20 protein-coding genes and 1 tRNA gene are annotated in these 22,919 nt (G+C 72.9%); 17 read left to right on the top strand and 4 right to left on the bottom strand.

Annotated elements, in window-relative coordinates; translation table 11 throughout:
* Positions 1-74 precede the first annotated feature (74 nt).
* The 9 genes from NP075_RS16585 (at position 75) to NP075_RS16545 (ending at position 9,196) form a co-directional block, all read left to right on the top strand.
* Positions 75-545, top strand: a complete 471-nt coding sequence (locus NP075_RS16585; protein ID WP_227566355.1) for a MarR family winged helix-turn-helix transcriptional regulator — start codon at positions 75-77, stop codon at positions 543-545.
* Positions 546-606: 61 nt separating this feature from the next.
* The gene (locus NP075_RS16580; protein ID WP_227566356.1) at positions 607-1,347 is read left to right on the top strand and encodes an MmyB family transcriptional regulator; all 741 of its coding nucleotides are present in this window, start codon (positions 607-609) and stop codon (positions 1,345-1,347) included.
* Between the two features lie 215 nt (positions 1,348-1,562).
* Positions 1,563-1,946, top strand: a complete 384-nt coding sequence (locus NP075_RS16575) for a GntR family transcriptional regulator (RefSeq protein ID WP_227566357.1) — start codon at positions 1,563-1,565, stop codon at positions 1,944-1,946.
* Positions 1,943-2,866, top strand: a complete 924-nt coding sequence (locus NP075_RS16570; RefSeq protein WP_256791261.1) for an ATP-binding cassette domain-containing protein — start codon at positions 1,943-1,945, stop codon at positions 2,864-2,866. Before NP075_RS16575 ends, NP075_RS16570 begins: the two co-directional genes overlap by 4 nt.
* Positions 2,863-3,600, top strand: coding sequence for a hypothetical protein (locus NP075_RS16565; protein WP_227566359.1), 738 nt, complete (start codon positions 2,863-2,865; stop codon positions 3,598-3,600). Before NP075_RS16570 ends, NP075_RS16565 begins: the two co-directional genes overlap by 4 nt.
* A gap of 36 nt (positions 3,601-3,636) precedes the next feature.
* Positions 3,637-4,383: a hypothetical protein gene (locus tag NP075_RS16560; RefSeq protein WP_227566360.1), complete on the top strand. Its 747-nt coding sequence runs from the start codon at positions 3,637-3,639 to the stop codon at positions 4,381-4,383.
* A 118-nt stretch (positions 4,384-4,501) separates the two neighbouring features.
* A complete protein-coding gene (locus tag NP075_RS16555) occupies positions 4,502-5,491 on the top strand; it encodes an ABC transporter ATP-binding protein (protein WP_227566361.1) in 990 nt (329 codons plus the stop codon).
* Between the two features lies 1 nt (position 5,492).
* The gene (locus tag NP075_RS16550) at positions 5,493-6,386 is read left to right on the top strand and encodes an ABC transporter permease (RefSeq protein WP_284439900.1); all 894 of its coding nucleotides are present in this window, start codon (positions 5,493-5,495) and stop codon (positions 6,384-6,386) included.
* A gap of 314 nt (positions 6,387-6,700) precedes the next feature.
* Positions 6,701-9,196 (top strand): glycoside hydrolase family 48 protein, encoded by a 2,496-nt coding sequence (locus NP075_RS16545; protein ID WP_227566362.1) that lies wholly within the window; start codon positions 6,701-6,703, stop codon positions 9,194-9,196.
* Between the two features lie 165 nt (positions 9,197-9,361).
* Here the strand turns inward: NP075_RS16545 and NP075_RS16540 are convergent, their stop codons facing one another.
* The gene (locus NP075_RS16540; protein WP_227566401.1) at positions 9,362-10,387 is read right to left on the bottom strand and encodes a LacI family DNA-binding transcriptional regulator; all 1,026 of its coding nucleotides are present in this window, start codon (positions 10,385-10,387) and stop codon (positions 9,362-9,364) included.
* A 300-nt stretch (positions 10,388-10,687) separates the two neighbouring features.
* Here NP075_RS16540 and NP075_RS16535 point away from each other — a divergent pair, with 300 nt between their 5' ends.
* The 8 genes from NP075_RS16535 (at position 10,688) to NP075_RS16500 (ending at position 19,209) form a co-directional block, all read left to right on the top strand.
* A complete protein-coding gene (locus NP075_RS16535) occupies positions 10,688-11,638 on the top strand; it encodes a carbohydrate ABC transporter permease (protein ID WP_227566363.1) in 951 nt (316 codons plus the stop codon).
* Positions 11,635-12,549 carry a carbohydrate ABC transporter permease gene (locus NP075_RS16530; protein ID WP_227566364.1) on the top strand — a complete coding sequence of 305 codons (915 nt, stop codon included), beginning with the start codon at positions 11,635-11,637 and terminating at the stop codon, positions 12,547-12,549. The genes NP075_RS16535 and NP075_RS16530 overlap by 4 nt, the downstream gene beginning before the upstream one ends.
* A 48-nt stretch (positions 12,550-12,597) precedes the next feature.
* The gene (locus NP075_RS16525) at positions 12,598-13,935 is read left to right on the top strand and encodes an ABC transporter substrate-binding protein (protein WP_227566365.1); all 1,338 of its coding nucleotides are present in this window, start codon (positions 12,598-12,600) and stop codon (positions 13,933-13,935) included.
* A 97-nt stretch (positions 13,936-14,032) separates the two neighbouring features.
* Positions 14,033-15,541: an arabinosylfuranosidase ArfA gene (gene arfA, locus NP075_RS16520; protein WP_227566366.1), complete on the top strand. Its 1,509-nt coding sequence runs from the start codon at positions 14,033-14,035 to the stop codon at positions 15,539-15,541.
* A gap of 213 nt (positions 15,542-15,754) precedes the next feature.
* Positions 15,755-17,104 carry a sensor histidine kinase gene (locus NP075_RS16515; RefSeq protein WP_227566367.1) on the top strand — a complete coding sequence of 450 codons (1,350 nt, stop codon included), beginning with the start codon at positions 15,755-15,757 and terminating at the stop codon, positions 17,102-17,104.
* Positions 17,092-17,763 (top strand): response regulator transcription factor, encoded by a 672-nt coding sequence (locus NP075_RS16510; RefSeq protein WP_227566368.1) that lies wholly within the window; start codon positions 17,092-17,094, stop codon positions 17,761-17,763. Before NP075_RS16515 ends, NP075_RS16510 begins: the two co-directional genes overlap by 13 nt.
* Positions 17,760-18,740, top strand: coding sequence for a DUF4097 family beta strand repeat-containing protein (locus tag NP075_RS16505; RefSeq protein ID WP_227566369.1), 981 nt, complete (start codon positions 17,760-17,762; stop codon positions 18,738-18,740). Before NP075_RS16510 ends, NP075_RS16505 begins: the two co-directional genes overlap by 4 nt.
* 37 nt (positions 18,741-18,777) lie before the next feature.
* The gene (locus NP075_RS16500; protein ID WP_227566370.1) at positions 18,778-19,209 is read left to right on the top strand and encodes a hypothetical protein; all 432 of its coding nucleotides are present in this window, start codon (positions 18,778-18,780) and stop codon (positions 19,207-19,209) included.
* Between the two features lie 38 nt (positions 19,210-19,247).
* On the opposite strand, the gene NP075_RS16495 is transcribed toward NP075_RS16500, so the two are convergent.
* From NP075_RS16495 to NP075_RS16485, 3 genes are all read right to left on the bottom strand, one after another.
* Positions 19,248-19,321: transfer RNA gene (locus tag NP075_RS16495), tRNA-Pro, on the bottom strand.
* A 47-nt stretch (positions 19,322-19,368) separates the two neighbouring features.
* Complete coding sequence (locus tag NP075_RS16490) at positions 19,369-20,337, bottom strand: metallophosphoesterase (protein ID WP_227566371.1); 969 nt, start codon at positions 20,335-20,337, stop codon at positions 19,369-19,371.
* Between the two features lie 10 nt (positions 20,338-20,347).
* On the bottom strand, positions 20,348-22,855 hold the full coding sequence (locus tag NP075_RS16485) for a penicillin-binding protein (RefSeq protein ID WP_227566372.1): 2,508 nt from the start codon (positions 22,853-22,855) through the stop codon (positions 20,348-20,350).
* Positions 22,856-22,919: the final 64 nt, after the last annotated feature.

The following is a 22,919-nucleotide window of genomic DNA, read 5'->3' as shown; positions in this document are numbered from 1 at the left end:
GGCCTCCTTGGTCGTGTTCTGGCTAGATCATATGCACAGCAGACGATCTGGTGAACCGCGGGTATGCTGGCGTCGTGACCGAGACCACGACGCGCGCCGGGGACGACCTGGGCTGGCAGCTGGGGACCCTCCTGGCGCGTTGGCGCACGGCCGTGGGCGACGTGCTCGACGACATCCCCGCCGGTCCGCGCGGGTACCACCTGCTGCGCGTCGTCGCCGACACCCCGACGCCGCCCACCCAGGCGGCCCTCGCCGGGCACCTCGGCATCGACCGGACCGTCATGACGTACCTGCTCGACGACCTGTGCGCCGCCGAGCTCGTGGAGCGCTGCCCCGATCCGGCGGACCGGCGCGTCCGGCGCATCACCGCGACCGCGCTCGGCCGCACCGCGCTCGCGGACGTCGAGGACCGCATCGCCGCCGCCGAGGCCACGGTGCTCGGTGCTCTGACAGCCGACGAGCAGGACGCCCTGCGCGCGCTGCTCGCCCGGGCCACGGGTCCGGCCGCGTCCGGTGAGGACCGCTGCGCCGTCGTCACCGCCTGACGCCTGCCGCGCCTCGCGCCGTATCCAGGGACCGCCGGTCCCCGGATCGACGTGACCTTCTGTGCGGCCGGCGGCGCCCCGAGGGTGGAGTCGCGGGCTGCCGCACGGGCGCCCCGCGGACCTCGGAGGACACCATGACCGGCCTCACCACCCCCCGCCGCGCGCTCGTCACCGGCGGCAACCGCGGCCTCGGTCGCGCGAGCGCGCGGGGGAGGCGCTTGCGCAGAACCCCGCGGCCGCCGCGCTGCTCGGGGACGAGTCCGCGCTGACCGGGCTGGACCGCGTCGTCGTGCACCGCTGGTTCGTGCACCCGTCCTCGCGCGACGTCTACCCCGCGCAGGACCACGACGTGCGCGGCCGGGTGTTCGTCTCCGACCTGCGCGCCGCGCTCGCCCGGCAGGGGCCCGGCTCGCGGGCGGAGCAGGTCGTGCAGTCGCTGCTCGCGCGCAGCGAGGAGTTCGCCCGGGTGTGGGCCGGGCTCGAGGTGGGCCTGCGCCACGAGACGCGGAAGCGACTCGTCCACCCCGAGGTCGGGGAGATGAGCCTCGAGTGCCAGCGGCTCGTGGACGTCGAGCGGTCCCAGGTGCTGCTCGTCTTCACCGCCGCACCGGGCACCCCGGACGACGACGGCCGCGCCTGCTGGCCTCCCTGGCTCCCCGTCCGGCGCTCCTCACCCCCTCCTGACCGCCCACCGGCCCGCGGCCGCAGCGCTCTCGGACGACCACTGGTCACCGGGACGCATCCCTCGGTGACCAGTGGTCACTTGGGGGCGGTCGGGTGCCTGGAGAGTGCTCCCACCTGACCAGTGGTCGCCGATGGGGGCGGGCGGTCCCGGCCTGGGTGACCAGTGGTCACGTGGGGGGTGTGGTGTGCCCGCAGAGTGCTCCCAGCTGCCCAGTGGCCGGGCGGACGGGAGGGCTCGAGTCAGCCCGTCGGTCGACCGGGGTTGTGCGTCCTGCTGGTTCTGTGGTTCATTAGTCGAGTAATGAACCACAGAACCAGCAGGGAGGGGTAGCCGTGTTCGACGGACGTGACCCCGTGTACCTGCAGATCGCGGACCAGATCAGGCAGGACGTGCTCTCGGGTGCGCTGGCAGCCGAGGAGCAGGTCATGTCGACCACGCAGTACGCCACGACGTTCCGCATCAACCCCGCGACGGCCGCCAAGGCGTTCGCGCAGCTCGTCGACGAGGGCGTCCTCTACAAGCGCCGCGGCGTCGGCATGTTCGTCGCCCCCGGGGCTCGCGAGCGGCTGCTCGCCGAGGCCCGCGAGTCCTTCTTCGCCGACACGGTCGACCCCGTCGCCGACGCCGCCCGCGTCCTGGGCATCGACGTCGAGGAGATCGTCGCCCGCCTCCGCGCCCGTGCCGCCCGCCCCGCACCCGAGGGAGAGTCCCGATGACCGCGACCACCGGCTGGGGCGTCGAGCTCCAGGGAGTGACGCAGCGCTACGGCGACGTCACCGCGCTCGACGACGTCGCCCTGACGATCCGTCCCGGCACCATCACCGGGCTGCTGGGCCGCAACGGCTCGGGCAAGTCGACGATGGGCTCGCTGCTCGCCGCGTTCCGCCGTCCGACGGCCGGGCGCGTGCTCGTCGACGGCGAGGACCCGTGGGAGAACGAGCGGGTCGTGCCGGGGGTCTGCTTCGTCCGGGAGTCCGGCGACGTGCTCGACGACTACACCCTCAAGGACAACGTCGCCTACCTCTCGGGTGCCCGCCCGCACTTCTCGCACGAGCTGGCCGGCGAGCTGCTCGAGCTGTTCGAGCTCGACCTGAAGCGCAAGCCGTCGAAGCTGTCGCGCGGCAAGAGGTCGGCGTTCGGGATCGTCGTCGGGCTGGCCTCGCGCGCACCGCTGACGATCCTCGACGAGGTCCACCTGGGTCTCGACGCGCCGAGCCGGTACGCGTTCTACGACGCGCTGCTCGCCGACTACGCCGAGCACCCGCGCACCGTCGTGCTGTCGAGCCACCTGATCGACGAGGTCGAGCGGCTGCTCGAGGACGTCGTCGTGCTCGACCGCGGCCGCGTCCTCATCGCCCAGGACGCCGAGTCCCTGCGCGCCGAGGGCGTCTCGGTCACCGGCCCCACGGCCGCCGTCGCGGACTTCGTCGCGGGGCGCGACGTGCTCGCCACGCAGCGCCTCGGCGGCACCACCCAGACCACCGTGCGCGGCGCACTCCTGGAGGGGGACGTGCGCCGCGCACGGGCGGCCGGGCTCGAGCTCGGCCCGGTCCCGCTGCAGGACCTGTTCGTCCACCTCACCGACCCTGCCCGCACCGGCGGAGCGGCGACGCACGCGCAAGGGGTGGACCGATGACCACGACCGTCGCCAGGCACCCGTCACCCACGGTGCACACGGCGCGCCGCCTGGGCGCGGCGCTGCTGACCATGGGGGGGATCTTCTGGGCCCTCGCGGTCGTGGCGGTCGTCCTCGCCACCCTCGTCGTCTGGCGCGTCAACGGCAGCGTCGACGTGTCGATCGCGGTGTACGCCCGGCAGGGTGCGACCTGGTTCCCGTTCTCGCTCGGCATCATGCTCGTCGCCGCCTACCTGCGCGTGCACGTCGCGTCGGGCATGACCCGCCGGTCGTTCGTCCGGGCCGCGCTGCTCGTCGAGGTGGCCGCCGGCGTCGGGTACGCCGCCGTCTTCACCGCGGTCGTCCTGCTGGAGCGCACGGTCCACGACGCCCTGGGCTGGGGGTCGACGGTCACCGAGATCCAGCTCGCCGACGAGTCCGCGTCCGCCGGGGCGATGCTGCTCGAGCTGTCCGTGACGTTCGTCGTCGCCAACCTGTCCGGGCTGCTCGTCGGGGCCGTCTACCAGCGGTTCGGTGCCTGGGCGGGCACGCTCACGCTCCCGCTGACGGTGGGTCCGCTCGTGCTGCTGCTCTACATCCCCGGTGCCCGGTTCGTCGACCTGCCGGGCATCTGGACCACGACCGAGGCGGGCCACCTGGGCCTGGCGGTCGGCGTGGGCGTGGCGCTCGGGGCGGCCATGGCGACGGTCTTCGCGGCCGTCGTGCTGCGGCAGCAGCTCACTCCGACGCCCTGACGCCCCGACCACGCGACCACGAGAGAGGAGGAGGCGATGAGCGCCACCGCCACCGCCGCCCCAGCCGACCGCACCGGCCCGCTGCGGCACACCGTCACCCGGCTCGCCGCCGCCAACCTCACGCTGCTCGTCTGGTTCTGGGCGTGCTCGGTGCCCGTCGTCGTGGTCGCGAGCGTCCTGGTCGACCGGGTGCTGGGTGTCGACGACGCGGCCGTCGTGCTCTACGCGCGGCACGCCGCCATCTGGTTCCCCTTCTCCCAGGCCATCGCCCTCGTCGCCCTCTACCTGCGGGTGCACGTCGCCGCCGGTATGACGCGCAGGACGTTCGCCCGCGCGACGGTGCTCGTCGGGGTCGGCACCGGCGCGGCCTACGGCGTCGTGCTCACCGTGCTCGCGGTCGTCGAGCGCGGCGTCCGCACCGCCCTCGGCCGGGGCTGGCGGGTGACCGACGGCTTCCTCGCCGACGAGTCCTCGCCCCTCGGCCTGCTGCTCGCCGAGCTCGTCGTGTGCTGCGTCGTCGGGAACGTCGCCGGCCTGCTCGTCGGTGCCGTCTACCAGCGGTGGGGCGCGTTGCGCGGCACGCTCGCGCTGCCGTTCACGGCGGGGCCCGTGTTCCTCGTCTTCGCCCTGCTGGGCGCGGCCGGCGGCTGGGGGCCCCTGCCCGCCGTCGCCCCCGGCCCGCCGTGGCCCGCGCTCGGCTGGTCCGTTCTCGTCGTCGCCCTCACCGCCGCGGCCTACGCCGCCGTCGTCCGTCGCACGGAGCTGCGGCCACCGAACCCCTGACCCGCGCACCGCGTCACCCGCGTCACCCGTCCCCACGGACCCGGCACCCGCCGGGGCCGCGGCACCCCGTACCCACGCGTCGCTCCCCGGCGCACCCACCGCCCACCCGGAGGTCAGCATGAGCACCACCCCGGTCGTCCGCGCGGAGCACCTGCGCAAGTCCTACGGCAGCACCCTGGCCGTGCAGGACGTGTCCCTCACCGTCGAACGCGGCGAGATCTACGGCGTCCTCGGACGCAACGGCGCCGGCAAGACGACGACGGTCGAGATGATCGCCGGGCTGCGCCGCCCCGACGGCGGCACGGTCGAGGTCCTCGGGCTCGACCCGACGACGCAGGCCGCGGCGCTGCACGAGAGGGTCGGCCTGCAGCTGCAGGAGTCCGCGATGCCGGACCGGCTGCGGGTGCGCGAGGCGCTCGACCTGTACGCGTCGTTCTACCCGGACCCCGCCGACCCGGTGGACCTGCTGGACCTGCTGGGGCTGACGGCCAAGAAGGACACCGCGTTCAAGGACCTGTCCGGCGGCCAGAAGCAGCGGCTGTCCGTCGCCCTGGCGCTCGTCGGCCGTCCGGAGCTCGCGATCCTCGACGAGCTCACGACCGGTCTGGACCCGCACGCGCGCCGCGAGACGTGGGCCGTGGTGGAGGCGATCCGCGACGCGGGCGTCACGATCATCCTGGTCACGCACCTCATGGAGGAGGCCGAGCGGCTCTGCGACCGGATCGCGCTCATCGCCTCCGGGCGGGTCGCGGCCGTCGGCACGCCCACGGAGATCGTCACCCTGGCGCAGGGCGAGCAGGTGCTGCGGGTCCGCCCGCAGACGCCCGTCGCCGACGCGGTGCTCCTCGCGGCCGTCGCCGGCGTCCCTGACGTCCGCGACGCGGCCGTCGAGGACCGGGCGCTCGTCGTGCACGGCGGCGGCACGGTCGTGCAGGACGTCATGGTCGCCCTCGCCCGGCACGACGTCCGGGCGCAGGACGTCCGTCTGGAGCGCGCGTCCCTCGAGGACGCGTTCGTCTCCCTCACCGGCAGCGACACCGCCGGCCGCGACACCGCACCGCCGACGACGCCGGCGGCCACCCCGACGACCGCTCCTGCGGAGGTGTGACGTGACCCCCACGACCCCGACCCCCGGCCCGACGACCGGCACCACGACCGGCACCGCGAGCCACGTGCTCCCGCGCGACGCCGCCACCCGTCGCCGCGCCCTCGCCCCCGCCCCGGACGGCGTGGCCCGCCGCACGCCCGGCGGCGCCTTGGCTCGCATGATCGTCGTCGAGGCGCGGCTCATGGTGCGCGACCCCTCGGTGCTGTTCTTCGCGCTGCTCTTCCCGGCGCTGCTGCTGACGGTGCTGGGCCTGGTGATGCCGTGGGCCGACGAGCCCTACGACGAGAGCGACCCGCTGCTCGCCGCGGTCACCGCCATCACCGGGTACACCCCGATCGTCCTGAGCCTGGCCGTCGCGACGGTCGCGGTGTCGACGTTCCCCGCGATCATGGCGACCTACCGGCAGCGGGGTGTGCTGCGGCGGCTGTCGACCACCCCGGTCGGACCGGCGCGCCTGCTGGTCGCCCAGGTGGTCGTGAACCTGGTGGCGCTGGTCGTCGCGGCGGCGCTGGCCGTCACGTCGGCGGTCGTGCTGCTGGACGTCTCGTTGCCGGCGGAGCCGCTGACGGTCGTGCTGGCGTTCCTGCTGGCGGTGCTGTCGGCGTTCGCGGTCGGCTCGTTCGTCGCGGCCCTCGCGCCGACGGCGGGGGCGGCCAACGGCTGGGGGATGATGCTCTACTTCGTGTCGCTGTTCTTCGCCGGGGTCTGGCTGCCGCTGCCGCTGATGCCCGACGTCGTGCAGACCATCGCGCAGTACACGCCGCTCGGCGCCGCGACGCAGGCGATGACGGCCGGGTGGGTCGGCCAGCCGTTCCCGGTGGTCGAGATGGTCGTCATGGCCGCCTGGGGTGTCATCGGCATCCCCGTGGCGGTGCGCATCTTCCGCTGGAGCTGACCCGTCCGGCGGCCCCGTCCGGCCCCCACCCCGCCCGCGTCGCCGATCCGGTGACGCGGGCGGGGCGCTCCTCGTGGCGGGCGGTCTGGTCGCGCTCCCACGAGGTGCGCCGCCTAAGCGATTCGCGGCCTGGACGGCCCCCGCGCGCGTGAACAGAGTGAGCGACGTCCAGACCGCACACCGCGGGCGCGATGCCGCGTCCGGCGCCGGCGGTCCGTTCCTTCGTGCAGGACTGGCGGTGCCACCGAGGGCGCCGCCAGGTTCCACGCCGGCACCGAGGCCGTGCGTGGTCGACGCCTAGAAAGGTACGGAAGATGTCCTCTAGCACCCGACGGCGTGCCGTCAGAGCGGCCTGGGCCGTCCTGACGGCCACGACGCTCGTGGCCGCGGGCGGCCTGCAGGCCGCCCATGCCCTGTCCGGGCCGACGACCCAGGCCGCCCCTGCGGCGGTCGTCGTCGACTCCGAGTACGCGGACCGGTTCCTCGAGCAGTACGCCAAGATCAAGGACCCCGCCAACGGGTACTTCAGCCCGCAGGGCATCCCGTACCACGCGGTCGAGACCCTCATGGTCGAGGCGCCGGACTACGGCCACATGACGACGTCCGAGGCGTACAGCTACTGGCTGTGGCTCGAGGCGCTGTACGGCCAGGCCACGGGCGACTGGGACCCGCTCAACGAGGCGTGGACCAGCATGGAGACGTACATGATCCCGCAGGCCGCGGATCAGCCGACGAACTCCTTCTACAAGCCCGACGCCCCCGCCAGCTACGCGTCGGAGTACAACCACCCGAGCAACTACCCGTCGCAGATCGGCAGCAGCGGCTCGGTCGGCAAGGACCCGATCGCCGCCGAGCTCCGTGCGACCTACGGCAACAACGACATCTACCAGATGCACTGGCTGGGCGACGTCGACAACATCTACGGCTTCGGTGCCGCGCCCGGCCCCGGCTGCCAGCTCGGCCCGGACCACGAGGGCATGTCGCTCGTCAACACCTTCCAGCGCGGCCCGCAGGAGTCCGTGTGGGAGACCGTCCCGCACCCCACCTGCGACGACTTCACCTACGGCGGTCCGAACGGCTACCTGGACCTGTTCACCGGTGACGCGTCGTACGCCAAGCAGTGGAAGTACACGTCGGCGTCCGACGCCGACGCGCGCGCCGTCGAGGCCGTCTACTGGGCCAACAAGTGGGCGACCGAGCAGGGCAAGGCCGCGGACGTCGCGTCGGTCGTCACCAAGGCCGCCAAGCTGGGCGACTACCTGCGCTACACGCTGTTCGACAAGTACTTCAAGACGATCGGCTGCACGTCGCCGAGCTGCGCCGCCGGTTCCGGCAAGGAGAGCGCGCACTACCTGCTGTCCTGGTACATGGCCTGGGGCGGCGCCACCGACTCCAACGCCGGCTGGGCGTGGCGCATCGGCTCGTCGCACGCGCACTTCGGGTACCAGAACCCGTTCGCGGCGTGGGCCCTGTCCAACGACCCGAAGCTGACGCCGAAGTCGGCGACGGCCAAGGCGGACTGGACCAAGGCCGCCGAGCGTCAGGTCGAGCTGTACCAGTGGCTGCAGTCGTCCAACGGCCCGATCGCCGGTGGCGCCACCAACAGCTGGGACGGTGCGTACGCGCAGCCGCCGGCCGGCACCCCGACGTTCTACGGCATGGCCTACACCGAGGCGCCCGTCTACAACGACCCGCCGTCGAACCAGTGGTTCGGCATGCAGGCGTGGGGCGTCCAGCGGCTCGCCGAGCTCTACTACGAGACGGGCAACGCCAAGGCGAAGACCGTCCTCGACAAGTGGGCCGCGTGGGTCGTCGACCACATCGAGACCGACGGCGCCGACTGGTCCGTCCCGTCCGAGCTGACGTGGTCGGGCAAGCCCGACACCTGGAACCCGACCAACCCGGGCTCCAACTCCGGTCTGACCGTCACGCTCAAGAGCTCCGGCCAGGACGTCGGCGTCGCCGGCGACACCGCCCGTGCGCTGCTGTTCTACGCGGCCAAGTCCGGCAACACCGAGGCCCGTGACACGGCCAAGGACCTGCTCGACGCGATCTGGGAGAGCAACCAGGACGCGCTGGGTGTCGCGTCGGTCGAGACCCGTGGCGACTACAAGCGGTTCGACGACGAGTACACCGCCGGCGGCAACGGCGTGTACATCCCCGCCGGCTGGTCGGGCACCATGCCCAACGGCGACGTGGTCGAGCCCGGGGTGTCGTTCCTCGACATCCGCTCGTTCTACAAGGACGACCCGCAGTGGGCGAAGGTCCAGGCGGCGCTGAACGGCGGGGCCGACCCGCAGTTCACGTACCACCGCTTCTGGGCGCAGACGGCCATCGCCGGTGCGCTGTCGGACTACGCGCGCCTCTTCGAGGCCGGCCCGACCCCGACCCCGTCGGTCTCGCCGACCCCGTCGGTGTCCCCGACCCCGTCGGTGTCCCCGACCCCGTCGGTCTCGCCGACCCCGTCGGTCTCGCCCACGCCGAACCCCACGGGTGCCTGCGGGGTGAAGTACACCGCCAACAGCTGGAACAACGGCTTCACGGCCTCGGTCCGCGTGACCAACAACGGGACCAGCGCGCTCAGCGGCTGGAACCTGCGGTTCACGTTCGCCAACGGCCAGCAGGTCCAGCAGGGCTGGAGCGCGACCTGGTCGCAGTCCGGCACGGCGGTCACCGCGACCAACGCCGCGTGGAACGGCTCGCTCGCACCGGGCGCGTCCGTCGACATCGGCTTCAACGGGTCGCACTCCGGTACCAACAACGCACCGACGGCGTTCACCCTGAACGGCGCCGCCTGCACCGCCGGCTGATCGGCTGACGGCTCCCGTCGCGACCCCATGCGCGACGGGTGACGGGCCGGTCCCGGGCACGCGCCCGGGGCCGGCCCCTCGTCGTTGCTCCAGACCGGGGGATCTCGTCAAGGACGCTCTCGGCCCCGGCTCGCTGCGGCGCGGGCCTCCGTGCGGGCGCCGGCCTCAGGCCTGGTCGTCGTGCCCGCCCGTGGACTCGCGGGCCACGATGTGGAACGCGGCCTTGTGGAGCCGGGGCGGGCGGACGTCCCGGGGCCCGGCCTCGATGCGCTCGACGAGCATCGCGACGGCCGTCTCGGCGATCTCCTCCCGGCCCGGGTCCACGCTGGACAGCGAGGGGGTCGAGAAGCGGCCGTCGCCGATGTTGTCGAACCCGATGACGGCCACGTCGTGGGGCACCCGGCGCCCGGCCCGGGCGAGCGCCCGCAGGGCACCGATGGCGAGGCTGTCGTTGAGCGCGAAGAGGGCGTCAAACTCGACGCCGGACGCGAGCAGCTCACGGGTCGCGTCCACGCCGTTCTGCGGGAGCCAGGGCGCGACGGCGCGCTCGAGCCGCGGGTCCTCCGGCAGGCCGGCCACGGCGAGCGCCTCGCGGTAGCCCCGCACGCGCAGGTCCGACGGGCGCATCTGCCCGCTGCGCCGGTCGGGGTGGGCGCCGAGGACGGCGATGCGCCGCCGGCCGAGGCCGATGAGGTGCTCGACGGCTGCGCGGGCGCCCTCGACGTTGTGCATGGTCACGTGGTCGTCGGGCCCGCCGAAGATGCGCTCGCCGAGCAGGACGAGCGGGTAGGTGACGTCGTCGAGGAGGTGGCGGTCCTCGGTGCCGAGGTGCTCGGGACTGAAGAGCATGCCGTCGGTCTGCCGCAGGCCGTTCGTGAGCACGGCGGTCTCGTGGTCACGGTCCGCGCCGGCCTGGCCGATGATCACGCCCAGGCTGCGCCGCTCCGCGGCGGCGATCACGGCGTCCGCGAGCTCGGCGAAGTACGGCTGCCGCAGCTGCGGCACGGCGAGCCCGATGACGCCGGTCCTGCCGGAGCGCAGGCCCCGGGCCGACAGGTTCGGCCGGTAGCCCAGCTCGGCGATGACCCGCTGCACGCGCGCCCGCGTCTCGGGGCGCACGTGGGGGTGGTCGTTGACGACGTTCGAGACCGTCTTGTTGGAGACGCCGGCGCGCCGGGCGACGTCCTGCATCGTCACCTTCACGACGGTTGCCGCGCGTTCTCGGGTGCCTGTGCACCCGCCGCGCGTGCGTCCGCCCCTGCGCCCGGCCCAGGCCGTCCCGTCGTTCCCATGCCGAGAGGTTGACAGACGTACGCCGCGCGCGCAATAGTGACGTGGCGGTTACGACGTCGTAAAGCGCCAGGTCAGAGGTGTATATCGTCATAGGGGACGAGCATCGTGCCACGTGTGGCGAAACGTCCGATCCAGGGTGCCCTGCTCGACAGAGGTGTCGAGCGGCGAGGCCTCCCCTGGAAGGCAGGAGGAGCAGAAGTGGCACAGCTGCAGGAACGACCGGCGTCACCGGGCACGCCGCTCGGGCACCGGCTCAAGGGGCTGCTGTACTCGCAGCGCCTGGCCCCGTACTTCTTCATCGCCCCGTTCGTCATCACGCTGCTGGCGTTCTGGGCGGTGCCGCTCGTGCGGACGTTCGTCATGAGCACGCAGAGCGTGATGTTCGGCGAGGCCGCGTTCGTCGGCACCGACAACTTCGAGCGGCTGTGGCACGACCGGATCTTCTGGCAGGCCATGTACAACAGCGCCCGCTACATGGTGCTGACGCTCGTCATCCTCATCCCCGTCCCGCTGCTGCTCGCGGTCGTGATCAACGCCCGGCTCGGGTCGGACCGCCTGAAGAACCTCTTCAAGGCGTCGATGTTCATCCCCGCGCTGACGTCCGTCGTCGTCGCCGGCATCATCTTCCGGCTCATGTTCGCCGAGACGAGCACGGGCCTGGTCAACCAGGTCATCGCGTGGTTCGGCGCGGACCCCGTGCGGTGGCTGCGCACCGACCTCGGCGGCCTCGTCGCGCTGCTGGCACTGGCCACCTGGCGGTACACCGGCGTCAACATCCTGTACTTCCTGTCCGGCCTGCAGTCGATCCCCGACGAGCTCTACGAGGCGGCGTCGATCGACGGCGCCGGCAAGCTCCGGCAGTTCTTCTCCATCACCCTGCCGAACATCAAGCCGACGATGGTCTACGTCACGACCATCAGCATCTACGGCGGCCTGGCGATGTTCCTCGAGAGCTTCATGCTCTACGCCGGCAACAGCTCCCCGAACAACCAGGGCCTGACGGTCGTCGGCTACCTGTACCGCCGCGGCATCGAGGAGAACGACCTCGGCTACGCGTCCGCCGTGGGGGTGGTCCTGCTCGTCGTGATCATGGCGATCAACCTCACCTACCTCACCCTCACCGGCACGTTCAAGAAGGAGTCCCGATGAGCGCGCCCACCGCCACGACCACGCCCGCCCCCTCGGCGGAGCACGGGACGGGCGTCCCCGGGGGCCGTCGCAAGTACCCGCTGCCCCGGGCGATGTTCGTGACGATCCAGAGCATCTTCCTCGTCGTCATCGGGCTCATCGTCCTGGTGCCGCTCGTCGTGATCTTCGTGGGCACGTTCCAGGACGGCGGCGAGATCATGCGCAGCGGGCTGCGGCTCGACGTCGACATCTCGTCGTTCCGGTTCGACAACTACGTCATGATCTTCACCGACTCGGGCCTGTACTTCCGGTGGTTCGCCAACTCGGTGGGCCTCACGCTCGTCCAGGTGGCCGGCACGCTCCTGGTCAGCTCGTTCGTCGCCTACGGCTTCGCGATGTACGACTTCAAGGGGAAGACCGCCGCGTTCATCTCGGTGCTGCTCCTCATGACCGTGCCGTTCGAGATCATGATGCTGCCGCTGTACGTCATGGTGAACGACCTCGGGCTCGCGGACTCGTACAGCGTCATCGTCATCCCGTTCCTCGCGGCGTCCGTGACGATCTTCTTCTTCCGGCAGTACTTCATGGGGATCCCCAAGGAGCTGCTCGAGGCCGGCCGCGTCGACGGCGTCACCGAGTTCGGCATCTTCTTCCGGGTCGTCCTGCCCATCTCGCGGCCCGCGCTGGCCGCCATGGCGATCCTCAACGGCATGGTCACGTGGAACAACTTCCTGTGGCCCCTGCTGGTGCTGCGCTCGGCGGAGAAGTTCACGCTGCCGATCGGCCTGAACACCCTGCTGACGCCGTACGGGAACAACTACGACCTGCTGATCATCGGGTCCTTCTTCTCCCTCCTTCCCGTCCTCGTGCTCTTCCTCTGCTTCCAGCGATTCTTCGTCGCCGGGATGACGGCGGGGGCGCTCAAGGGCTGATCGCCCACCCGCACCACCCGCACCACACAACGAAACGGAGTCACCACCATGGCAGGACCACGCAGGTACTCGGCGCTCGTCGCGGCCGGCCTGGCCGGGGCGCTCATGCTCTCGGCGTGCAGCGGCAGCTCGGACGAGCCCGCCGCGGCCCCCGCCGACGGCGAGGCCACCAAGCTCGACATGTGGGTGTTCGCCGAGCTGCACGCGGACTACTACGAGCAGATGGCCGACGAGTGGAACGAGAAGAACCCCGACCGGCCCGTCGACCTCGACGTGACCGTCTACCCGTACCAGGACATGCACAACAAGCTGCAGCTCGCGGTCAACGCGGACTCCGGCCTGCCGGACGTCGTCGACATCGAGGTCAACAAGTTCGCCAACTTCGTGTCGGAGGACGGCCGCACCCCGCTCATGGACCTGTCCGAGGCCGCCAAGCCCTACCAGGACGACATCGTCCAGGCGCGGCTGGACCTCTACACCCGCGCCGAGAAGATGCTCGGCTTCCCGATGCACGTCGGGGCGTTCGTGACGTTCTACAACGCGGCGCTCCTCGAGGAGGCCGGGATCGACTACACGACCATCGAGACGTGGGACGACTTCTCGGAGGCCGGGGCGAAGTACAACGCGGCGACCGGCAAGGCGTTCGGCATCGCCAGCACGACCGTCAACTTCGTCGAGCCGCTCATCGTCGCGCAGCTCGGGGGCAACTTCTTCGACGAGAACGGTGACGTCGACGTCGCCAACCCCGACGTCGTCAAGGCGTTCGAGATGCAGAAGGCCATGCTCGACGCGGGCGCGATCTCCACGATCCCCGGCGGCAGCCCCGACGACGAGCAGGCGTTCGGCGTCATCAACAGCGGCGACTACGCCGCCGTGGTGTACCCCGCCTGGTACACGTCGCGCTTCGTCGACTACATGCCCGACCTCGCCGGCGACATCGCGATCGCCCCGGCGCCCGTCGTCGAGGGCAGCGACGTCGCCACGATCGGTGGCGGCGGCACCGGCACGGCCGTCATCGAGTCCTCGCCCAAGAAGGACTTCGCGGCGGAGTGGCTCGCGTTCGCCAAGCTCTCGCCCGAGGCGAACGTCGCCGTGTGGGAGGTCCTCGGCTTCGACCCCGTCAACATGTCGGTGTGGGAGGACGAGGCCGTCACGAAGGACCCGGAGAACAAGTTCAACAAGTACTTCCGGACGAACCTGTTCGACGTGCTCAACGAGGTCAAGGACGGCATCGGCCACTTCGACGGCTTCGCGAACCCGAACCTGCCGACGCTGAACAACCTCTTCACCACCACCACCCTGACCGAGGTCTACGAGAACGGCGTCGCGCCGTCGCAGGCTCTCGAGCAGGCGCAGAAGGACCTGCAGAACCAGATCGGCCAGTAGTCGCGGTGAGCCCGGGCGCCGGCAACCCCGGCGCCCGGGCCCGTGGCCACCACCCCGCGCCCGTGACCCGTCGCGGCGCCCCAGCACAGGAGTAGCAATGCAGAGCGGCAAGCTGTCGATCGACCCCGCCTTCGTCGTGGCCCCCGTCAACCGCCGGGTGTTCGGGTCGTTCGTCGAGCACATGGGTCGGTGCGTCTACGGCGGGCTGTACGAGCCCGGGCACCCGACCGCGGACGAGGACGGTCTGCGCGGCGACGTGATGGAGCTGGTGCGGGAGATGGGCGTCACGGCCGTGCGCTACCCGGGCGGCAACTTCGTCTCCGGGTACCGCTGGGAGGACGGCGTCGGACCCGTCGAGGACCGCCCGACGCGCCTCGACCCGGCGTGGAAGACCATCGAGACCAACGCGTTCGGCCTCAACGAGTTCATGCGCTGGGCGCGTAAGGCCGACATCGAGCCGGTCATGGCCGTGAACCTCGGCACGCGCGGCATCGCCGAGGCCGTCGAGCTGCTGGAGTACGCGAACCACCCGAAGGGCACGGCGCTGTCCGACCTGCGCGTCGAGCACGGCGCGCCCGAGCCCCACGCCATCCGCACGTGGTGCCTCGGCAACGAGATGGACGGGCCCTGGCAGCTCGGGCACAAGACGGCCGAGGAGTACGGCCGCCTGGCGGCCGAGACCGCGCGCGCGATGCGCCAGGTCGAGCCCGACCTCGAGCTCGTCGCCTGCGGGTCGTCCGGCCGCGCGATGGCGACCTTCGGCGCCTGGGAGGACACGGTCCTCGAGCACACGTACGAGCTCGTCGACCACGTGTCCGCCCACGCCTACTACGAGCTCGACGGCGACGACCGGGCCAGCTTCCTCGCCTCGTCCGTCGACATGGACAAGTTCATCCGCGAGGTCGTCGCCACGGCGGACGCGGTCGGCGCACGCCTGAAGTCGTCGAAGAAGATCATGATCTCGTTCGACGAGTGGAACGTCTGGTACAACAAGGCGCTCACCGAGTCCGGCCTGCCGACGGACTGGACGCAGGCGCCGCGGCTCAGCGAGGACGCGTACACGGTGCTCGACGCCGTGGTCGTCGGGTCGCTGCTCATCACGCTGCTGCAGCACAGCGACCGCGTCGCGATCGCGTGCCAGGCGCAGCTCGTCAACACGATCGCCCCGATCCGCTCCGAGCCCGACGGCCCGGCGTGGCGCCAGTCGATCTTCCACCCGTTCGCGCTCACGGCACGTCACGCGCGGGGCCAGGTGCTCGACCTGCGGGTGGACGCACCGACCCTCACCACCGCCAAGCACGGCGAGGTGGCGGTCCTGGACGCGGTCGCCACCCACGACGCCGAGACGGGACAGCTCACCGTGTTCGTGGTCAACCGCGACCCCGCCGAGGCCGTCGCCTTCGCCACGGACCTGCGCGGGTTCGGCGCGGCGACCCTCACGGAGGCCGTCCTGCTCGCCGACGACGACCTGTTCGCGGCCAACACGATGGACGAGCCCGACCGCGTCGCGCCGCGGCCCCACACGTCGGCCGCGGTCGACGGCACGACGCTGCGCGCGGAGCTCCCGCCGGCGTCCTGGAGCATGTTCCGGCTGCAGCTGTCCTGAGCAGCCGCACGCGAACCGTCACCCGGCGACCGCCGCACCCGCCCCGGCAGGGGAGGGGAGGCGCGTCGTCGGGTGGCGGTTCGTGCACGTCCCCGCCGCCATGAGGCGGCGCCCCGGCGTCACCCGCCCGGGTACGGGGTAGGGCGTGCCCTACCCCGCGACGTGGGCGGGCACCGCAGCGCCGACCCGCGCGCGACGCCTACCGTCGTCGGCATGACCACAGCCATCGAGGCCACCACGGCGCCTCCGCTCCCGGACGAGGTCCCGCTCGCCGACGACGTGCGCGTCGTCGCACCGATGCTCGCCGGCGGTCGCGCGCTCGCGCTGGCACCCGTCTCGGGCGCCACCTGGGCCGGCGCCGGGCAGATCGTCCTGGCGGCGGCCGCGAGCCTCGCGGCGTCCGTCCTGCTCGTCACCGGGGTGGCGCTCGGCGTCGGGCTGGCGGTGCTCGTCGTCGGCGTGCCGCTCCTCGTCCTGACGCTGGTCCTGGCCCGCGGGTACGGCACGGGTGAGCGTGCGCGGCTGCGGGCCCAGCTCGGCGTCGTCGTGCCGCCGCCCGCGCCCGGGCCTGCGGCCCCGTACCACCCGCGGTCCTGGTGGCCGTGGCTGCGTGACGCCCGCTCGTGGGCGGCCGTCGCGCACGCGCTGGTCACGTGCGTCCTGGCCTGGGTGGCCGGGTCCGTCGCCCTGGGCCTCGCGTCGTTCGCGCTCGTCGTGCCCGCGGCGCCGTTCGCCGGGCGCGTCAACGCGTGGCACCTCGCGCTGCTCGTCCCCGGGGCCCTGGTGGCGCTGTGGCTGGCGGCGCTCGTCGTGCAGCTCACCAACCTCGCGCAGGTCCGGCTGACCCGCACGCTGCTGGGAGGTCGCTCGCGCGCCGAGGCCGAGCGCGCCGCGCGGGCCGCCGAGCAGCGGGCCGACGTCGCCGAGGGCCGCGCCGAGCACCTGCGCGAGACCCGCACGGCCGCCGTCGTGGCCGCCGACGAGGAGCGCCGCCGCATCGAGCGCGACCTCCACGACGGTGCGCAGCAGCGCCTCGTCGCGCTCGGGGTCGAGCTGGGTGTCGCACGCCGGGCCGCCGCGCAGGACCCCGCCGCGGCCGTCGCCGCGATCGACGCGGCGCACGGCGAGGTCAAGGAGGTGCTGGCCGAGCTCCGCGACCTCGTGCGGGGCGTGCACCCCGCCGTGCTGACCGACCGCGGCCTCGATGCCGCGCTCTCGGCGCTCGCGGCCCGCTGCCCGGTCCCCGTCGACGTCGACGCCCAGGGCGTCGGTGACGGCGTCGGGTCGCAGGCGCAGGCCGCCGCGTACTTCGTCGTCGCCGAGGCGCTGACCAACCTCGCCAAGCACGCCACCGCGACGCGGGCCACCGTGCGCGCGTCCGTGCACGGCGACCGGCTGCGGGTCGAGGTCGCCGACGACGGCGCCGGCGGCGCGCACGCGGCGCCCGGCGGCGGCCTGGACGGGCTGCGCCGCCGCGTCGAGGCCCTCGACGGCACGTTCGACCTCGTCAGCCCTGCCGGCCGGGGCACCGTGCTCACCGTGGAGGTGCCGTGCGTATCGTGATCGCCGAGGACTCCGTCCTCCTGCTCGACGGGCTGACCCGTCTGCTCACCGCCGAGGGGCACGCCGTCACCGGCTACCGCACCGCGGACGAGCTCGTCGCCGTCCTGGGCGACCCTGCCGCCGACCTGCCCGACGTGGTCGTCACCGACGTCCGCATGCCCCCGACGCACACCGACGAGGGTCTGCGCGCCGCCGTGCACCTGCGCGGCCTGCACCCCCGCCTGCCCGTGCTCGTGCTCTCGCAGTACGTCGAGCAGCGCTACGCCCGTGAGCTGTTCGCCGCCGACGCGCGCGGGCTGGGGTACGTCCTGAAGGACCGCGTGGCCGACGTCGACGACTTCCTCGCGGCGCTGGACCGCGTCGCCGGCGGCGGGACGGCGCTCGACCCCGAGGTCGTCGCCCAGGTCCTGGCCCGCTCCCGGCGCACGCTGTCCGACGTGCTGTCGCCGCGCGAGCGTGAGGTCATGGCGCTCATGGCCGAGGGCCGGTCCAATGCGGCGATCGCCGAGCGGCTCGTGGTCGGGCTGCCTGCCGTCGAGAAGCACGTGACCTCCATCCTCACCAAGCTCGACCTGCCGCCCGACGCCGACGACCACCGCCGCGTCCTGGCGGTGCTGCGCTGGCTCGAGGACGGCCCGACGAACGGAGCACGACCGTGACCGCCACCCAGCCCACCCACCTCCCTGCGCCGCCGCCGCCGGCACCCGCCGGCCCGCCCGCCGCGCCGCGCGCGGCCCGCGCGCGGCCCCTGGCCGTCGTGGGTGGCGTGCTCGCGGTGCTCCTGCTCGCCTACGGCGTCCTGCAGGTGCTGGCGTGGATGTTCACGCGGACCACGTCGGCCACCGCGACGCTCGCGGCGACGGACGTCGTCGAGCTCGTCGCCGACGGCGAGGTCCTCGTCACCGTCTCAGCCGTGGACGACGTGCGCGTGGAGCGCGTCGCGCGGTTCGCCTGGGGCGGGCCCCGCTACGAGGTCACGTCGCAGGGCGACCGGACGGTCGTGCGGCACGAGTGCGTCGAGTCGTGGGTGTCGAGCTGCTCCGCGGCGCTGGAGGTGACGGTCCCGGAGGGCACGCACGTCGTGGTCCGCGCAGTCGACGGCGACGTCCGGGTGGCCGGGCCCGCGGCGGACGTCGAGGTGCGCGCGGCCGACGGCGAGGTCGAGGTCTCGGGTGCCCGGGGCGACCTCGACGTCCGTGGCCGCGACGGCGACGTCACGGCGCAGGGCGTGCGCGGCGGCGTCGCGGTGGAGCTCTCCGACGGTGACGTGCGCGTCACCGAGGCCGGTGGCGACGTCACGGTCGGCGGCCGCGACGGGGCCGTCGTCCTGGCCGACGTGGGCGGCGACGCCGACGTGCGAACGTCCGACGGGCGCATCGAGGTGCGCGACGTGGGCGGTGCGCTGACGGTGCGGAAACGGGACGGGGACGTGGGGGTCGCGCAGGTGCGCGGCGACGTCACGGTGCAGGCCGTCGACGGCGACGTGACGGTGCACGGGACGGGTGACCCCGTCGCGCTGCAGATCACGTCGAACGGGCGGCAGCGTGTCGAAGGGGCGACGGACCCCGGCGCCGCCGTGCACGTGGACCTGCGCACGGTCGACGGCGACGTGTCGTACCTCGGCCCTGCGGCCTGACGGTCCGACGGTCCGACGGTCTGCCAGGATTCCCGGCGTGACCACGACACCGCCCCGCACCGCCGCCGGGCCCGGGCGCGCCGCCGCCCGGTACGCCCTCGTCGCGGTCCTGACCGCCGCCTGCTGGCTCGCCTGGCTGGGGTGGGACACGCAGTACCGGACGGACCCGGTCACCGGCGACGTCACCGGGCCCTACGAGGCGTGGCAGGTGGTGGGCTGCGTCGTCAGCCTCCTGGCCGTGACCGTGCTCGCGGTCCGGGCGCTCGGCGGCCTGCGCGCCGTGGCCACGGTCGCCGTGACGTTCACGGCGGCGTGGGTGGCCACCCAGGCGCCGCGGGACGAGTCCGGGCTCTGGCTGGTCGGGGCGCTGCTGGTGCTGCTGGGGACGGCCGCCGGCGCCGGTGTCGTCGCCCTGGTCGCGGGCGCTCGTCGAGCTGCAGTGGCCGGCCGGATGACCAACGGCCGGTGACCCGGGCATCTGCCCTGGTCACCGGCCGTCTGTCTGTGTCGGGGTGGCGGGATTCGAACCCACGACCTCTTCGTCCCGAACGAAGCGCGCTACCAAGCTGCGCCACACCCCGTGGAGCCTGGCAAGGATAGCCGACGAGGCACCCCTGGACGAAATTGGTCAGGGCGACGTCAGGGTCAGCAGCGTCGCCTCCGGGCGGCACGCGAACCGCACGGGCGCGTACGGCGACGTGCCGAGCCCCGCGGACACGTGCAGCCACGACGAGCCGGCACCGTCGGCCCGGTCCGGGCGGGCGCCGGGCCAGCCGTGCAGGCCCTTGGCGCGACGCAGGTCGAGGTCGCAGTTGGTCGTCAGGGCGCCCCAGAACGGCAGTGCGAGCTGCCCGCCGTGCGTGTGCCCGGCGATCGTGAGGTCGACGCCGTCGGTGTGCATCGCGTCCAGCACGCGCCGGTACGGGGCGTGCGTGACGCCCAGGTGCAGGTCGACGGCGGGGGAGCGGCCGTCGGACGCGCGGACGTCGTCGGGGCCACCGGCGGCCGGGAACTCGTCCCGGTCCAGGTGCGCGTCGTCCGTGCCGACGAACGACAGCAGCCGCCCGTCGACCTTGAGCACGTCGCGCCGGTTCGACAGGTCGACCCAGCCGGCCGACGTGAGCCGCGAGACGAGCTCGCGCCACGGCAGCGCCACCGGCGGGCGGGCCGGCGCGCGGCGGGCGTCGGGCAGCAGGTAGCGCGCCGGGTTCTTGAAGCCGGGTGCCAGGTAGTCGTTGGAGCCGAGGACGAACGCGCCGGGCACGGTCAGCAGCGGCTCGAGCGCGCGCAGCAGCGCGGGCATCGCGTCCAGGTGCGCCCAGTTGTCGCCGGTGTCGACGACGAGGTGCGGGTCCAGGGTCGCCAGGTCACGCACCCAGTCGACCTTGCGGCGCTGACCGGGCGTCAGGTGCAGGTCCGACACGTGCAGGATCCGCAGCGGGTCCTGGCCCGGCGGCAGCACCGGGACCGTGACCTCGCGCAGCGCGTACCAGCGCACCTCGACGACGGACGCCCAGGCGAGCGCGGCGACGCCCGCGAGCGCCGTGGCACCGGCCGCGCGCACCACCGGGTGCGAGCCGAGGGAGGGTGCGGTCATCGGTCAGCCGTCACGGCCGGCCGCCGGGGCCGGGGCGTCCCTCGCCGCCGCCCTGGCCGCCGCCCGGCCCGCCGCCGGGCCCGGGCTGCCCGCCGCCCGGGCCGGCGGGCGGCTGCCCGCTCGACAGCTTGATCGTGATGGTCCCGCCCCTCGTCGCGCTCGACGCCGACTGCTCCGCGACGGTCCCCGGCGGGTACGCCGACGGCACCTGCTCGCCGGAGACCGAGACGCGGAAACCGGCCCGCTCGAGCGACGCCCGGGCCTGCTGCTCGCTCTGGCCGAGCACCGACGGCACCCCGACGCGCTCGCCCTCGATCTCGCGGTTCGCGGGCGCCGCGAAGTCCGGGTTGTCCACGCCGGCCAGGATCTGGCTCATGTACCGGCTCCACGTGGGGGCGGCGATCGACGAGCCGTACGGGCCCCGGTAGTACGTCTTGCCGTTGATGGTCGCGCCGTTCATCGAGGTGAACTCACCGCTGTACCCGACCCAGACGGCGGTCGCCCGCAGCGGGGTGTACCCGAGGAACCAGTTGTACTCGTTGTCCGACGTCGTGCCGGTCTTGCCGGCCGAGGGGAACGGCGGCTTCTCGACGCTCTTGGCGGTACCGGACCACACGTTGCTCAGCGTGTAGTTGATCGCCGAGGCGTACTTCGGCTCGACGGCGCCCGCCTGGCAGTCGGCGGTCGGGACGGGCAGCTCGGCACCGCTCGCGTCGACGACGCTCGTGATGGCGATCGGCTTGCAGTAGGTGCCGTTCGACGCGAACGTCGCGTAGGCCGCGGCCATCCGCAGCGGCGAGGTCGACTGCGAGCCGAGGACGTTGCCCGGCAGCGGGTCGAACGGGACGTCACCGGCGGGGGTGTTGATCGCCGGGTCGTTCGTGGCCGGGTTCCCCGCCTTGGTCACGCCGAGCGCGGCCGCGCCGTTCATGATGTCGCACAGGTCGAGCTGCGCCGCCATGGCCATGTACGCGGAGTTGACCGAGTTCCTCGTCGCGTCGAGAACGGTCTGCGGGATCGCGCGGCCGCCCTCGGAGTTGCCGAACTTGTAGGGCGGGCCCGTCAGGCGCCCGATGCAGCCGGCCGAGAACTCGCTCATGTTGTACTGCAGGCGCGTGCCGTTGACCGTCTCCTGCAGCGCGTGGCCCTTCTTGAGCCACTCGAGCAGCGTGAACACCTTGAACGTCGAGCCCGGGCTGAAGCCGCCGGACCCGCCGTACTGGTAGCTGGTGTTGTAGTTGACGGACGTCTCGCCGGGCTGCTGCTCGGCCAGCGCCGAGTAGTTGCGGTTCTGCGCCATCGCGGTGATCTTGCCGGTGCCGGGCTCGACCGTGACGATCGAGCTGGCGATGCCCGACGGGTCGTCCACCGGGACGCCGTTCTTGACCTCGGCGTCGGCCACGGCCTGCTCGCCGGGGACCAGCGTCGTGGTGATGCGCAGGCCACCCTTGTAGAGCTGGTTCTTGCGCTCCTGCGCGGTCGCACCGAACGCCGGGTCGTTGGCGATGACCTTGGTGACGTAGTCGCAGAAGAAGCCGGAGCCCGGGACGACCTCGCCCGCCGACATGCAGCCCTGCCGCAGCGGGGAGACGTGCAGGGTCGCCTCGACCGGCGTCGCGAGACCGGCCGCGAGCTCCTCGGCCGTGATGTAGTGCTCCTGCTCCATGTCGCGCAGCACCTTGTCGCGGCGCTTCTGGGAGTCGGCGTACCTCTTGGCGTCCTGCTCGGGCGTCTCGTTCGCCGGGCCGACCGGGTCCCACGCGCTCGGCGACTGCGTGATCCCGGCGATCGTCGCCGCCTCGATGTAGTTGAGGTCCTTGGCGGACTTGCTGAAGAAGTACTGCGAGGCCGACTCGACGCCGTACACGGACGCACCGAACGCGGCGATGTTGAGGTACTTCTCGAGGATCTCGTCCTTCGACATCGTCTTCTCGAGCGTGATGGCGATCTTGGCCTCGCGGAGCTTGCGGGCGATGCCCTCGGGTCCCTTGTTGTTCTTCGCCGCGGCGCGCAGCCGTGCACGCTCGTTCTTGTCCTCGACCCGCTCCGCCGCGTCCAGGAAGACGTTCTTGACGTACTGCTGCGTCAGCGTGGACGCACCCTGGGTCTCGCCGCCCGCCGACGCGACGGCGGCGCGCAGCATGCTGGCGGGGTCCACGCCCGAGTGCTCGTAGAACCGGCGGTCCTCGACGGCGATGACGGCCTTCCGCATGATCGGCGCGATCTCGGACAGCGGGACGACGATGCGGTTCTGGTCGTAGAACGTCGCGAGCAGCGTGCCGTCGGCTGCCAGGATCTCCGACTTCTCCGGCAGGGGCTTCTGCTCGAGCTCGCTCGGCAGGTCGTCGAACGCGGTGACGGACATGCCCGTCAGGCCGTTCGCGACGGCGACGCCGGGCAGCGCCAGGCCGGCGGCGAGGACGCCACCGATCCCGGCGACGAGGCAGAAGGAGAGCAGCAGGGCCAACGCCTGGACGGCGCTGACCTTGCGTCCGCGCGCGCGGGCAGGGGTCGGCATGCCTGTCAGGGTAGCGGGGGCGCCTGTCGTCGTGGGGGTCGTCCGCGGCCCCGGGCGGGTCCTC

It is taken from the genome of Cellulomonas wangsupingiae (genome assembly GCF_024508275.1).
In the GTDB taxonomy this organism is placed as follows: domain Bacteria; phylum Actinomycetota; class Actinomycetes; order Actinomycetales; family Cellulomonadaceae; genus Cellulomonas; species Cellulomonas wangsupingiae.
Note: the sequence above shows the minus strand (reverse complement) of the source record. Positions and strands in the feature narration are given on the sequence as shown.